This window comes from Streptomyces sp. NPDC127106 (assembly GCF_042677605.1).
Taxonomy (GTDB): domain Bacteria; phylum Actinomycetota; class Actinomycetes; order Streptomycetales; family Streptomycetaceae; genus Streptomyces.
In genome coordinates, this window is record NZ_JBHXTC010000073.1 from 23,097 (window position 1) to 35,660 (window position 12,564).

Consider the following 12,564-nt stretch of genomic DNA (forward strand, 5'->3'; position numbering starts at 1 on the left):
CTGTCAAACAGTGGGGGGCGCTCCCCCTGTCCCTGCCCCCCCCCCCCGCCGGCCCGGGCGCGGCCCCCCCCCCGGGGGCGCCCCCCCCCGGGGGGCGGCGCCCCCCCCGCGGTTCCGGGTGTGCAGCAGGCTGCTGGCCTGCGCTTACAGCACCGGGAAGTTCTTGCGGAGTTCGAAGGCCGTGACCTCCGAGCGGTATTCCTCCCACTCCTGCTTCTTGTTGCGGAGGAAGGAGGCACCGGCTGCGCCACCCGCCAAGAACCCGCCACATGGAGAATCACTCCTCAGGTGGTGCTTGGTGGCGGGCCCTGGTGGCCCTGGGCCGCCCTCGGGCGGGCCCAGGGACGGCCCGACAGCACCCGCGCTCCTTCTGGGACGGAGTACCCCGCGCCGCACGAAGGACTGCCTCTCCGTCGGACGCCGAAGTCTCATGCTGCCCCTTCGCCTCAGAGCACTCGACTTCCGACGAAGGAGGACGACTTCCCTCACACATCCGCTACAACAGCCCGCTCAGCTTGGACTCAAGGTACTTCTGCAGCACAGCAAGTCCAGCGCCTTCGACGCTGTCCTTCACACGTACCAGGAACCCGCTCAACCTTGCCTTTGCGCCAAGCCGATCGGCCTGTCGCGCGTCTGGGTCCTCAAGCTCAAGCACGTCCGTCTCCAGCGATGCCGCTTCCTGCCCACCATGACTGGCAATCAGCTCAAGAAGCTCCTTGGCTTCGAATCCGAGGTTCACCGTTCCTTGAACACTCTGAAGGACTGTCCCCTCGACATGATGGAAGATCTGCTGATTGATGGTCACAGTCGCGCCGGCCATGACACCCACCCCTGCAGAGGGGGAGAGGGCCTGCAGCGGAACCATCGTGGCGGCACCAGGAACAAGGCTCTCGACCACCGACGCCAGCTCGACACTCGATTTCGCCCTCCGCCATATCCAGAAGTTCGGATTCCAGACGATGGCGGATCGCAAGGATTCGCACCTCTCTCTCGTGTCGCAGGTCTGCGTTAATCCGGCGCACCGACCTACCGTAGCGAACGACAATATCGGCCGCCGACCGTCTTTCCACTCCGCGGGAAAATAGCCATCCTCTGCAGCGTCTGGATCCTTCGCGCAAAGGTCAAGGAAATTCGAAAAGTCAGAAAACTGTCGCGTAATTTCAGAGGATACGAGAGACTCGCCCCCAAAGAATTCATAAACACGACCTGCGGCAGTACTGCACCCGTCCTGCCTGATCGAATTTCGCCCAACCCGCGTCATCCGCCTCCGATGCATAAAGCCGACCGGCCGGAACGTAGCTCCGAAAGAGTAGATTCCTCTCATGGTCATCAATAAAGGACCCCGCAAGCGTCACCATCTCCGCATTGGTGACGTAAGGCGTCAGCGAGACATGGCGCGCCAAGATCCCGAGGACATTTTCTCGCGTTTCCGCATCCGGCGGCTCTAGATAGGTCCTCCTGACGTATTCCATGTACGTCTCACGATCATAGGGATCCTCGCCTTGCCCCAACAAGCTCTCGGGCTCTTCGACCGCACCATCGAGCACCGATGAGTGCACCATGACCAAGTGGGGCTTCTTCCCGAGCGCCTCGAAAAGACGCTGCGAGATTCCCTCATACTGAGACCGAACCACATAACAGAAAATGTTTCCGGTCAACTTGACAATGGCGGCCCTCAGGGAAGGGTCTTCCAGGATCTGAACGATCTTTCCCCAATTTTCAGGCTCGGAGTAGAGACTCTTCCTCCTGTACCGAACGCCCGCGACCTTCAATTTATTTACCGAGAAGTCTTGGTCGTGAGATCCAATCAGGAGAAAATACGGACGCCCATCCTCAGCCATATCTGGCCCCCCACAGCAGCGACCTTACCGATGCCCGGCACCCTACAGTCCCGAGACCCGGCTGACCTCGGGTCTGAAGATTCTTCCCCTTATTAGTACTCCAGCTGTAGATCGTGATCTTGCTGGCGGGGCCGCTGCGGGGCCGCGTACGGCCACCGTTGATCATCATTGCGTGAAGACAGAAGACCCTGCCCGCTGGCAGGAAACATTCGAAGGCTTGAGGGGCCGCATTGTCAGTGCGGTGCGCTTCACTGTCCGCCATGGAGCTCACACAAGCGGACGTCAACGATCTGCTGGCCCGACTCGGCCCCGGGAACAGCTACATGTACCTGCCCGGCGATCTGGACCTGCAGGACCTGACCGACCTACTCGAAGGCAGGTATGGCACCCCGCGCACCCTCATCCTCGATGGCTTCACCGATCCGACGGTCGACGATTCCAGGGGGGCGGCTCTCATCATCCCCTTCGAGGACCGAGCCGTGATGCTACGGGCGTGGGCGTACGGGGATCAGTGGGTTGGCACGGGGACGGCACGGGACGCCGAGGGGACCGAGCGGTCGGTGCTGGTAATCGCTCCCAGAGAGGTGCCCGAACCCTTGGGGGTCGCTCCGGACGAGGACGAGGACATCGACTGGATGGAGCGGCTCAGACTGATCACCGGCTGGACACAGTCCGACCAGCGGCCGGACATGGACTGGGCGGAGATGGAGTCCCGCCTGGGCACCGCGCTGCCGAGCGACTACAAGCACATGGTCCAGACGTTCGGCAAGGGCGCCTTCGACGGATTCCTGGATCTGAACCAGGAGCCGTGGACGGATCTCAGGGAGGACGGCCTGCTCATCTGGGCAGGCACGGAGCACGAGAACCTGTATTGCTGGAGGGCCGACGGCGGCGACCCCGACCGTTGGCCTGTCGTGGTCCGATCCTTCGACGGTGAGGACGTCGCCTTCGACTGCCAAGCCGCTGAGTTCGTCTGCCGCATCCTCATCGATCCGCATCACCCGTTCACAATGGCCCGCTTTTTCGATACTCACTGGTTCATGAACTACGGGTAAAGCGACTGACCGAGCCCTGCTGTCAACGGCATCCACAGCGCGGTTGGCGGTGCCTTCGGGGAACAGGACGGAAGCACTCACCTGCCACGGCAGACTCGCCAAATCGTGATCTTTCTGGCGGGGTCGCTGCGGGAACGGGTACGGCGAACGTTGATCATCGTTGCGTGAAGACAGAAGATCAGGTGGTGGCCGTAAGTCACGGCGTGGACCCCGCCCGCTGGCAGGAAGCATTCGAGGGCCTGATAAGCCGCATCGCGGGCCGTTTCGCTCGTGTTGAGCCCCGGCGCCGGCCTGGTTCGACGTCTGACGGCCCAGAGACGGCCCCGGCCGAGTAGGACGCCTGAGGGCCGACGGTTCGCGACCGTCGGCCCTCATCGTCAGTTCCGGGATCTAACTACCCTGACCTGCGCTTACAGGACCGGGAGGTTCTTGCGGAGTTCGAAGGCGGTGACCTCCGAGCGGTATTCCTCCCACTCCTGCTTCTTGTTGCGGAGGAAGAAGTCGAAGACGTGTTCGCCGAGGGTTTCGGCGACGAGTTCGCTCTTCTCCATCAGGGAGATCGCCTCCCCGAGGTTCTGCGGGAGGGGCTCGATGCCCATCGCCCGGCGCTCGGAGTCGGACAGCGCCCACACGTCGTCGTCGGCGCCGGCCGGGAGTTCGTAGCCCTCCTCGATGCCCTTCAGGCCAGCGGCGAGGAGGACGGCGTACGTGAGGTAGGGGTTGGCGCCCGAGTCGATCGAGCGGACCTCGATGCGGGACGAGCCCATCTTGCCCGGCTTGTACATCGGGACGCGGATCAGGGCCGAGCGGTTGTTGTGGCCCCAGCAGATGTACGAGGGCGCCTCACCGCCGGAACCGGCGGTGCGGGAGGAGCCGCCCCAGATCCGCTTGTACGAGTTGACCCACTGGTTGGTGACGGCCGAGGTCTCCGCCGCGTGGCGCAGCAGGCCCGCGATGAAGGAGCGGCCGACCTTGGAGAGCTGGTACTCGGCGCCGGACTCGTAGAAGGCGTTGCGATCTCCCTCGAAGAGGGAGAGGTGGGTGTGCATGCCGGAGCCGGGGTACTCGGAGAAGGGCTTCGGCATGAAGGTGGCCTGGACGCCCTGCTCCAGGGCGACCTGCTTCATGACCAGGCGGAAGGTCATGATGTTGTCGGCGGTGGAGAGCGCGTCGGCGTAGCGCAGGTCGATCTCCTGCTGGCCGGGGGCGCCCTCGTGGTGGCTGAATTCGACCGAGATGCCCATGGATTCGAGCATGGTGATCGCCTGGCGGCGGAAGTCCATGCCGACGTTCTGCGGGGTGTGGTCGAAGTAGCCGGAATTGTCCGCCGGGACGGGGCGGGAGCCGTCGAGCGGCTTGTCCTTCAGGAGGAAGAACTCGATCTCGGGGTGGGTGTAGAAGGTGAAGCCCAGGTCGGAGGTCTTGGCCAGGATCCGCTTCAGGACGAAGCGCGGGTCGGCGAAGGACGGGGAGCCGTCCGGCATGAGGATGTCGCAGAACATGCGGGCGGTGCCCGGGGCCTCGGCGCGCCACGGCAGTATCTGGAAGGTGCCCGGGTCCGGCTTGGCGATCATGTCGGACTCGTAGACCCGCGCGAAGCCCTCGATGGCCGAGCCGTCGAAGCCGATGCCTTCGTCGAAGGCCTGTTCCAGCTCGGCCGGGGCGACGGCCACGGACTTGAGGAAGCCCAGCACGTCGGTGAACCACAGGCGCACGAAGCGGATGTCGCGCTCCTCCAGTGTCCGGAGGACGAATTCCTGCTGCTTGTCCATGCCTTCATCCTCGCAGTTCAGACGGCTTGTGCACCACCGCCCCCAGGGGTGGGTGCACAGGGGGCGGGCCCAGTATCGCCAGTCGCGGTTTCCGCCACATTACGCACCCCGCAAAGGTCGTGACACCCCCGCACTGACCTTGGACCCGTCATGAGCACTACCATCTGCGCCCATGGGGGGACGGGAGCACACGCGGCACCGGCGCATCGGGCGCCACCTGCCTCGCCGTGCCCTGATCACGGTCGCCCTCTCCGTACTGCTCGGCGCGCTGTTGCTGTGCGTACGCCCGGGTGAGCCGCACGCCGTGACCGCGGCCGCACCCGCCGCCGTCGCGGCCACCGGAGCGGCCACCGGAGCGGTCACCGGGGCCTCCTCCGACCCCGTCGTACGTGGGCACGCGCACCTGCCCGTACCCGGGCCTGTGCCCGTGCCCGCGCGCGTCGTGTGCGTGTCGCACGACGACCTGCCCGGCTGCTCCCCCTTCTCCCACGTCACCCCCGGCGTCCTGCCCGCCCCGCCGCCCGCCGTGCCGGTGGCCGCGGCCGCCGCGGATCCCGTCGTGCGTGCCGCCGATGCCGGGCGGGCCCGCCCGCACGGCACGCTCGCCCGGGCCCCCGACCTCCACGCCCTCCAGGTGTTGCGGACCTGACGGGTCCGGCGCGCTCCCTCGCGAGCCCCCGACCGGATCCACACCTCCACCCCCCTCAGCAAAGGACTAGGGCACATGGCCGGCACCACCCGGAACGACCAGCACTCCCGCCAGGCGCGCATAGCCGAGATGCGCCGGGCCGAACGCGCCCGCGAGCGCCGCAACAAGGTCATCGCGATCACGGCCTCCGTGGCCGTCGTCGGCGGACTCGTCGGCTTCGGTTCCTGGGTACTGATCAACCAGAAGAACAAGGAGAAGGCCGCGGCCGCGGCGATCCAGGCCGCCCGCACGGCTCCCATCGCCCAGGAGCAGACCTGGGAGGCCAAGTCGCTGGGTCGCAACCACGTCGACACCCCGGTGTCGTACCCGATGAACCCGCCGGTCGGCGGCGACCACAGCCCCCGCTGGATGAACTGCAACGGCGACGTCTACAAGGAGCCGGTCCCGCAGGTGAACGCCGTGCACTCGCTGGAGCACGGCGCGGTCTGGGTGACGTACAACGAGAAGGCCCCGCAGGCCGAGGTCGACAAGCTCGCCGAGACGGTGGCCGTCACCCCGTACACGCTGATGAGCCCGGTCAAGGAGCAGGCGGGCGCCATCATGCTGAGCGCGTGGGGCAAGCAGGTCACCGTGGACAGCGCGTCCGACCCCCGGGTGAAGCAGTTCTTCACCAAGTACGTGCAGGGCCCGCAGACTCCCGAGCCGGGCGCGGCCTGCACCAACGGGCTGGCCGGCAAGTGAGGCGCACGTACTGGGCGACCGGTACGGCGGTCCTGCTGGCGCTCCTGTTCGCTGTAGCGGCGACGGTGGCCGCCGCCAGTGGAAGCTCCGGCTCCGGCACGGCGCGGGAGCAGCGGACGCCGGCCCTGTACTCGCCGGACGCGGGTTTCGCCCGGGACATGGCGGTGCACCACCAGCAGGCGGTGGAGATGTCCTTCGTCGTGCGCGACCGCACGCAGGACGAAGCGGTGCGCAGCCTCGCCTACGACATCGCCAACACCCAGGCCAACCAGCGGGGCATGCTGCTGGGCTGGCTCGACCTGTGGGGCCTGCCGAAGGTGCTGGCCGAGGAGCCGCCGATGTCGTGGATGTCCACGGACGGCGGCAGCGGGGGAAGCAGCGGGGGAAGCAGCGGCCACGGCAGCGGCCACGCCGGGCACGACATGGGCGGTGTCGCCGCCAAGCCGGGCGCGCTCATGCCCGGGATGGCGACCAAGCAGGAGCTGGCCGCGCTCGGTGCCGCCCAGGGCCGGGACGCGGAGGTGCTCTACCTCCAGCTGATGACCGACCACCACAAGGGCGGCGTCGCCATGGCCCGGGGCTGCGCGACCCAGTGCCGGACCCCGGCCGAGCGGGCGCTCGCGCAGGGCATGGTCGACGCCCAGCAGTCGGAGCTCACCTTGATGGCGGACATGCTGCGGCAGCGCGGGGCTGCGCCGCGCGGGTGAGGTGACACCCTCGTACGGTGGTGGGAGGGCGCCCTTACCGGCCCTCCCACCACCGGCCTGCCGAGGGCGCCGAGGCGGGCGCGACCGCGCCGGCCGCCGCAACGGCATGCTCAGGAGGTTCCCCCTATGACCACCGCGGCAGAAATCATGCACCCCGGAGCCCAGTGGATCCCCGCCACGGAGACCCTGGACCGGGCAGCCGAGCTCATGGGCCGGCTGGGCGTGGGCGCGCTTCCCGTCAGCGACGCCAACGAACGGCTGTGCGGCATCATCACCGACCGCGACATCGTCGTGAAGTGCGTGGCCAAGGGCCACGACCCGGCGAAGGTCACCTGCGGCGACCTGTGCGAGGGCACCCCGCGCTGGATCGCCGCCGACGCGGACGTGTCCGCCGTCCTGGACGAGATGGAGTCCCACCAGATCAAGCGGCTCCCGGTCATCGAGAACAAGCGCCTGGTCGGCATGATCAGCGAAGCCGACCTGGCCCAGCACCTCCCGGAAACACAACTCGCGGAATTCGTCGAGAGGGTCTACGCCCGCCGCTGAGGAGACGCCGACGCGCCGGCGGAGCGCTCAGGACCGCTCGGCGCAGGCGCTCAGGACCGCTCGGGCCGTCTGGGCCGGGCGGTCCAGCATGACCAGGTGGCCCGAAGGCTCGGCGGTTTCGAAGCGGGCGCCGAGGGCGGCCGCCAGGCGCTGCTGGCGTTCCAGCCAGTGCAGGGCCGCGGCCGAGCCGGAACCGTCGTACCCGGCGAGGACGGTGACGGGGGCGGTGAGCGGGCGGCGGGAACGCAGCGCGAGGACCTCCGCGGCCATGTCGGGGTAGCGGGCGTTCTCCAGCAGGATCCCGCGCCACACCCGGCCGGTGCGGTAGCAGCGGCGTACGAGGTCCTGCGCGGCCGGGTCGGCACCGCCGGTCCGGGACAGGCGTACGGCGGCACGGCGGGCCGCGGGCCCCAGCGCGGCCGGGAGGCCGGCGGCCGTCAGGGCCCGGCCGAGCGCGCGGGCGGCGCCGGTGCGCAGCCCGGCGGGCAGGACCGCACCGGGCTGTTCCTCGACGCTGCCGTCGACCAGGACCAGGGCGGCGGTGCGCTCCGGGTACAGGCGGGCGAAGGCCTCGGCGTGGAAGGCGGCGATGGAGTGCCCGGCCACGGTGACCCGGGCTCCGGCCGGGGCCAGCGCGTCCAGCAGCCCGGCGATCCGGCGGGCCTCCCCGGCGGCGGTCGGCGGGTCCGAGGCGGGGCCGCTCAGGCCGTGTCCGGGCCGGTCGAAGCGGATCACGGTCCGGCCGGCGGCGACGAGCAGCGCCGCGACCGGGTCCCAGTCGAACCAGGCCATGGCGAGCCCCGCGCTCAGCACGACGGGCGGACCGCTGCCCTCCACCACCACGTGCAGCGGAACCCCGTCCTCCGACCGCACGAAGGCCGGGGCACCCGTGCCGGCCGGGATGCCCGAGCCGGCCCGGTCACCCCGTGCACCCCAGGCCCCTGGTGCACCCCAGGCCCCCGGTGCACCCCGGGGAGCCGGTGCGGCCGGATCCGTCACGTACGGCGCTCCTCGTACACGGAGTACGCCAGCAGGCCCAGCCAGAGCGCCACGAGCAGCACCTGCATCCGCTGCCCGGCCCCCAGCGCCCAGGTGCCGTGCCCGGCGGTGAACAGGGAGATGGCGATCAGGGTCCAGGCGGTGGCGAGGAGTTCCAGGACGACCAGGGTGGGCCCGTACTCGGCGAGCGGAGCGAAGCGGCCGTAGCGGCGGGCGGCGACGGTCAGCGCGACGATCCCCACGAGGGCGCCGGTCATGGCGAGGCTGCTGCTCACGGCGTGGGCCTGGTGGGTGGCCGGAACCAGCTTGGCGGTCTCCAGGGCGGCGCACTCCGGGTCGACGGTGGGGGTGCAGCTCAGCGGCAGCCAGGCGTCCGCGGCGGTGGCGGCGCCGAAGAGGGTGACCCCGGCCCAGCCGGTGACGGACCAACGGCGGCGGGCCTCGTGGTGCCACCGGAGCCGGATCAGGGCCAGCAGTCCGCCCGTGAAGGCGAGCAGGCCCGCGGTGAAGTCGGTGGCCCGGAAGAGGCCGCCGAGCGGCTGGTCCTGGGCGGCGAGCTCGCTGACGTAGGTCTGGATGGGGTTCAGGCCCGTGGAGAGGACGACCTCCATGACCCAGGCGGTGTAGGCGGTGGCGGCGAGGCCGATCAGAACGGCGATGACGCGCGGCCCCCTGGACCCGCTGAACCCCCTGGACCCCTCAACCCCTTTAGCCCCCTTGGCCCCCTTAGCCCCCTTAGCCCCCGTGTTCCCCCTGGTCCCCCCGGGGCTCTCGGAGCGGTGTATTCGACCCCCCGGTTTCGCCTCGCGGAGACCCTTTTCGTTCACCTTCACGGCTTTTGCGGTCATGTTCCCCATCATCCTTAACACGGCCGAACCGGCCCTCCGCTCGGATACCCACCCGGGGTAGGGTTCCGGGCGTGGCGCGCCCCGTTTCGCGCACACCCCCGCGGGCCGTCCGGCGGCCGCCGGGCCATCCGAGCCGGTCCCACGCCTTGGATGACGTGCCCCCGGCCGCTTGCGTTGCCTCGGCCCCCGAGTGCGACGGACCACACCACACCTGCGGGTCAATTTCCGGGGGCTCGACCGACGCCTGAGCGGCCCCGCGTCCCCACGACTCCGGACGCGCCGCGGAACACATCCGGGTGAACCGGGGGGCGCGGCGCCCCGCCACGGACCCCGGGTGATCCTTGCGCTCCGCCGCAACGGAACGGCGTGGCAGCTGCCGACGGGGACGGGCCCCGGCCGGGGCGAGCGGGTGCGCCGATTGGTGGAGAGATCGTCTTGCTGGCGCGCGGGCGCTGGAGAAGGATCAGATTACGCGATGTGTCGCTTATGTATCGCTATGTCGCGATGAGCGGCGTGTCGCCCTCTGTCTGCTCGACCTCATGAGGAGTGGCCATGGAAGACAGCCCGCTCAGCCGGCGACGGCTGCTGTGGGGCGCTGCGGGCGCGACGGGCACGGCTCTTACCGCTGTCGGGCTGACCCAGCTGATGGGGCCCGAGGAGAAGGCGAAGGTGAAGGCTGCACCGCCGCGCCCCGCACGCAAGACCCCTGGCATCGCCGGGCCGCCCACGACCCGGCATACGGACTCCTCGGTGGACTACGCACCCGCCATGTGGGTCGACGCCTCCGAGTCCAACTACACGCCCTCCAACCGTCCCGAGGCGTACCCCATCGACTACGTCGTAATTCACCTCACAACGGACATCTTGCCGGTCATGCTCGCCACGTTCAAGGACCCCACCGAGCGAGTGTCCGCGCACTACGTGATCAGCTCGACCGGCACCCGGATCGCCCAGTGCGTGCGCGAGCGCGACGTCGCCTGGCACTCCGGCAACGTCTGGTACAACCACCGGAGCATCGGCATCGAGCACGAAGGCTGGATCGACCAGCCGCAGTACAGCAACGCGATGTACGAGGCCTCCGCCGTGCTCACGGCCACGATCTGCGCGAAGTACGACGTGCCGGTCGACCGGGACCACATCCTCGGCCACGTCGAGGTCCCCGAGGCCACCCACGAGGACCCCGGTCCCGCGTGGGACTGGGACAAGTACATGAAGCTCGTGAAGACCGCCCGCCGGCGCATCCGGACCTGACGCCGCGCCCCAGTGCCTGACACCGCGTCGGCGCACCGTCACGCGGGTTTGCCGTCGCCGTAGAGCCACGGGTCCCAGATCGTGTCGAGGTCCCGGCCGGCCTTGGCCTCCACGTAGGCGGTGAAGTCGTCCGTGGAGGCATGGCCGTGGCGGTGGCGCTGGGTCCAGCCCCGTACCAGGCTGCGGAAGGCGTCGTCGCCCAGGGTCTGGCGGATCCTGTGGATCACCATCGCACCGCGCACGTACACCGGCTGGCGGGAGATGTCCGAGGCGCTCGGCGGCGCGGCGGGCGGGAAGTCCCACTCGTCGTCGTCCGCGGCCTTGGCGTGGTTGCGGTCGAAGTGGTCCTGGGCGCTGGCCCCGCCGTGGTCCTCGGTCCACAGCCACTCCGCGTAGGTCGCGAAGCCCTCGTTGAGCCACATGTCCCGCCAGGTCCGCGGGGTGACGGAGTTGCCGAACCACTGGTGGGCCAGTTCGTGCACCACGTTGGTGGTGTGGAAGATGTCGGCCGGGATGGTCGGCCTGGTCTGGGTCTCCAGGGCGTAGGGCACGTCGGCGGCCTGGTCGACGATCAGGCCGGCGGAGGAGAAGGGGTAGGGACCGAACCTCCCCTCGGACCATTCCATGATCTCGGGGAACCGGCCGAGCACCGCTCCGTCCTCGTCCACGCCCGCGGTCGTGTCCACCGCCGACACGACCGGAACGCCCGATCGGGTCCGGGAGGTCTTGATGTCGTAGCTGCCGATGGCCACGGTCGCCACGTAGCTGGCCATGGGCTCGGCCTGGTGCCAGTGGAAGGTGGCGCGGTCGCCGCTGGTGCGCCGGTCGCGCAGCTGCCCGTTGGAGATCGCTTGCAGCGCCTTGGGGACCGTGACGGTGATGTCGTACGAAGCCTTGTCCGAGGGGTGGTGGTTGCCCGGGAACCAGGACATCGAGCCCGTCGGCTCGCCGAACGCGACCGCTCCCTTGTCCGTCCTCAGCCAGCCTTCGCGCCACCCGTGGTCATGGGTGATCGACTCCGGCGTGCCCGCGTAGCGCACGACGCTGCGGAAGGCGGTGCCCTTCTCGAGGTGGTCGCGCGGCTGGAGGGTCAGCTCCTGCCCGTCCTGCCGGACCTGCGCCTCGTGGCCGTCGACGGTGGCGCCCAGCACCTTCATGCCGAGGAGGTCGAGGTTGAAGGCGCTGAGGTGCTCGGTGGCCTTGGCGGTGATCTCGGCAGTGCCGTCGAGGCGACCGCTGTCGGGGTCGTAGGCCAGGGTCAGGGCGTAGTGGGTGACGTCGTAGCCGCCGTTGCCGAGCTCCGCGAAGTACGGGTCACCGGCGCCTGCGGCGGCGGGGTGCCCGCCCCGGAAGACCGTGCCGGCAGCCCCCGGTCGAACGGCGTCGGAGCCGGTGCGGCCGTCGGACTCCGAGCACCCGGGGAGGGCGGCGAGCAGGCCCGCGACCGCGAAGGCGGCCAGACGTCCGGAAGTCTTCACGCAGCCGATCATGACCCAGCCCCCGGCCGCCCCGCCCTCGCCACGCCGTGCGCATGGCCCCTCCGGCGGGCGCGGCGGTTCCCCGGAGCGGACACGGACGACGGGGTGCGGCGGGGTCGGCCGGGCCTGCCCCACGGCCCGAGGGGACGGCACCGAAAGGCTTTTGGCCACGCATGAACGCCATGGCAGGCTGTCCGATCATCAGACCGCATCTTCGATCAGACGAGGACGTTCGCGCCGCATGAGTACGCCTCCGAACCCGCCCGGCCCGCCCACGGAGCCCGAGGGCACGCCCGTACCCCAGCCGGAGGCCGCCCCGACGCCCGAACTGTCGCTGGACAAGTCCGCGGACGCCGCTGCCGAGCCAGCGGAGGAGCCGGAGCCCCCCGGCCCGACCCCGCTGTCGCTCACGAAGACCCCGGCCCCGGAGCCGCAGCCCGAGGCATCCCCGGAACCGCAGCCCGAAGCAATTCCCGAAGCAATTCCCGAAGCAGCTCCGGAAGCGGCCCCGGCTCCGGCGGCGGGGGGGCCCCCGCGCCCCCGCGGCTCGCGGCCCCGCCCCGCGCCCCGCCCCCCGCCCCCCCCGCCGCCACCTGCGCGAGAAGTTCCTGCGCGCCAAGGTCGCCGTGTCCGGCGCGAACTTCATGGTCGCCGAGACCGGCACCCTGGTCGTCCTC

General features: G+C 69.7%; 12 protein-coding genes and 2 pseudogenes. 7 read left to right on the forward strand and 7 right to left on the reverse strand.

The window, feature by feature from the left end:
- Window positions 1-144: 144 nt before the first annotated feature.
- From ACFVGY_RS34265 to ACFVGY_RS34275, 3 genes and pseudogenes are all read right to left on the reverse strand, one after another.
- A pseudogene (locus ACFVGY_RS34265) lies at window positions 145-231 on the reverse strand (glutamine synthetase); the annotation flags it as partial.
- Between the two features lie 265 nt (window positions 232-496).
- Window positions 497-973 carry a hypothetical protein gene (locus ACFVGY_RS34270; RefSeq protein ID WP_385685338.1) on the reverse strand — a complete coding sequence of 159 codons (477 nt, stop codon included), beginning with the start codon at window positions 971-973 and terminating at the stop codon, window positions 497-499.
- A 220-nt stretch (window positions 974-1,193) separates the two neighbouring features.
- Window positions 1,194-1,841, reverse strand: coding sequence for a hypothetical protein (locus ACFVGY_RS34275; protein ID WP_385685341.1), 648 nt, complete (start codon window positions 1,839-1,841; stop codon window positions 1,194-1,196).
- Between the two features lie 260 nt (window positions 1,842-2,101).
- On the opposite strand from ACFVGY_RS34275, the gene ACFVGY_RS34280 reads away from it, so the two are divergent.
- On the forward strand, window positions 2,102-2,896 hold the full coding sequence (locus ACFVGY_RS34280) for a hypothetical protein (RefSeq protein WP_385685344.1): 795 nt from the start codon (window positions 2,102-2,104) through the stop codon (window positions 2,894-2,896).
- Between the two features lie 410 nt (window positions 2,897-3,306).
- Here the strand turns inward: ACFVGY_RS34280 and ACFVGY_RS34285 are convergent, their stop codons facing one another.
- Window positions 3,307-4,668: a glutamine synthetase family protein gene (locus ACFVGY_RS34285; RefSeq protein WP_360638282.1), complete on the reverse strand. Its 1,362-nt coding sequence runs from the start codon at window positions 4,666-4,668 to the stop codon at window positions 3,307-3,309.
- Between the two features lie 172 nt (window positions 4,669-4,840).
- Between ACFVGY_RS34285 and ACFVGY_RS34290 the strand changes: the two genes are divergently transcribed.
- The 4 genes from ACFVGY_RS34290 to ACFVGY_RS34305 all read left to right on the forward strand — a co-directional run bounded on the left by ACFVGY_RS34290 (window position 4,841) and on the right by ACFVGY_RS34305 (window position 7,311).
- Window positions 4,841-5,317 carry a hypothetical protein gene (locus tag ACFVGY_RS34290; protein ID WP_385685347.1) on the forward strand — a complete coding sequence of 159 codons (477 nt, stop codon included), beginning with the start codon at window positions 4,841-4,843 and terminating at the stop codon, window positions 5,315-5,317.
- 75 nt (window positions 5,318-5,392) lie between these two features.
- Window positions 5,393-6,058, forward strand: coding sequence for a DUF3105 domain-containing protein (locus ACFVGY_RS34295; RefSeq protein WP_385685350.1), 666 nt, complete (start codon window positions 5,393-5,395; stop codon window positions 6,056-6,058).
- On the forward strand, window positions 6,055-6,765 hold the full coding sequence (locus tag ACFVGY_RS34300) for a DUF305 domain-containing protein (protein WP_385685353.1): 711 nt from the start codon (window positions 6,055-6,057) through the stop codon (window positions 6,763-6,765). The genes ACFVGY_RS34295 and ACFVGY_RS34300 overlap by 4 nt, the downstream gene beginning before the upstream one ends.
- 126 nt (window positions 6,766-6,891) lie before the next feature.
- The gene (locus ACFVGY_RS34305) at window positions 6,892-7,311 is read left to right on the forward strand and encodes a CBS domain-containing protein (protein WP_385685356.1); all 420 of its coding nucleotides are present in this window, start codon (window positions 6,892-6,894) and stop codon (window positions 7,309-7,311) included.
- A 27-nt stretch (window positions 7,312-7,338) separates the two neighbouring features.
- Here the strand turns inward: ACFVGY_RS34305 and ACFVGY_RS34310 are convergent, their stop codons facing one another.
- Window positions 7,339-8,184 (reverse strand): alpha/beta fold hydrolase, encoded by an 846-nt coding sequence (locus ACFVGY_RS34310; RefSeq protein ID WP_385685359.1) that lies wholly within the window; start codon window positions 8,182-8,184, stop codon window positions 7,339-7,341.
- 122 nt (window positions 8,185-8,306) lie between these two features.
- Window positions 8,307-8,921: a DUF998 domain-containing protein gene (locus ACFVGY_RS34315; RefSeq protein WP_385685362.1), complete on the reverse strand. Its 615-nt coding sequence runs from the start codon at window positions 8,919-8,921 to the stop codon at window positions 8,307-8,309.
- A 789-nt stretch (window positions 8,922-9,710) separates the two neighbouring features.
- On the opposite strand from ACFVGY_RS34315, the gene ACFVGY_RS34320 reads away from it, so the two are divergent.
- Window positions 9,711-10,409 carry an N-acetylmuramoyl-L-alanine amidase gene (locus ACFVGY_RS34320; protein ID WP_385685365.1) on the forward strand — a complete coding sequence of 233 codons (699 nt, stop codon included), beginning with the start codon at window positions 9,711-9,713 and terminating at the stop codon, window positions 10,407-10,409.
- 38 nt (window positions 10,410-10,447) lie between these two features.
- Here ACFVGY_RS34320 and ACFVGY_RS34325 read toward each other — a convergent pair whose 3' ends face one another.
- Window positions 10,448-11,899 carry a M1 family metallopeptidase gene (locus tag ACFVGY_RS34325; RefSeq protein ID WP_385685368.1) on the reverse strand — a complete coding sequence of 484 codons (1,452 nt, stop codon included), beginning with the start codon at window positions 11,897-11,899 and terminating at the stop codon, window positions 10,448-10,450.
- 572 nt (window positions 11,900-12,471) lie between these two features.
- Between ACFVGY_RS34325 and ACFVGY_RS34330 the strand changes: the two are divergent.
- Window positions 12,472-12,564, forward strand: a pseudogene (locus ACFVGY_RS34330) (LUD domain-containing protein); the annotation flags it as partial.

Bases quoted from the DNA above. Each gene is read 5' to 3' on its own strand.
- ACFVGY_RS34325 (WP_385685368.1), bottom strand. From the start codon at position 11,899: ATGATCGGCTGCGTGAAGACTTCCGGACGTCTGGCCGCCTTCGCGGTC.
- ACFVGY_RS34315 (WP_385685362.1), bottom strand. From the start codon at position 8,921: ATGGAGGTCGTCCTCTCCACGGGCCTGAACCCCATCCAGACCTACGTC.
- ACFVGY_RS34290 (WP_385685347.1), top strand. From the start codon at position 4,841: ATGGGGGGACGGGAGCACACGCGGCACCGGCGCATCGGGCGCCACCTG.
- ACFVGY_RS34305 (WP_385685356.1), top strand. From the start codon at position 6,892: ATGACCACCGCGGCAGAAATCATGCACCCCGGAGCCCAGTGGATCCCC.
- ACFVGY_RS34295 (WP_385685350.1), top strand. From the start codon at position 5,393: ATGGCCGGCACCACCCGGAACGACCAGCACTCCCGCCAGGCGCGCATA.
- ACFVGY_RS34280 (WP_385685344.1), top strand. From the start codon at position 2,102: ATGGAGCTCACACAAGCGGACGTCAACGATCTGCTGGCCCGACTCGGC.
- ACFVGY_RS34275 (WP_385685341.1), bottom strand. From the start codon at position 1,841: ATGGCTGAGGATGGGCGTCCGTATTTTCTCCTGATTGGATCTCACGAC.
- ACFVGY_RS34320 (WP_385685365.1), top strand. From the start codon at position 9,711: ATGGAAGACAGCCCGCTCAGCCGGCGACGGCTGCTGTGGGGCGCTGCG.
- ACFVGY_RS34285 (WP_360638282.1), bottom strand. From the start codon at position 4,668: ATGGACAAGCAGCAGGAATTCGTCCTCCGGACACTGGAGGAGCGCGAC.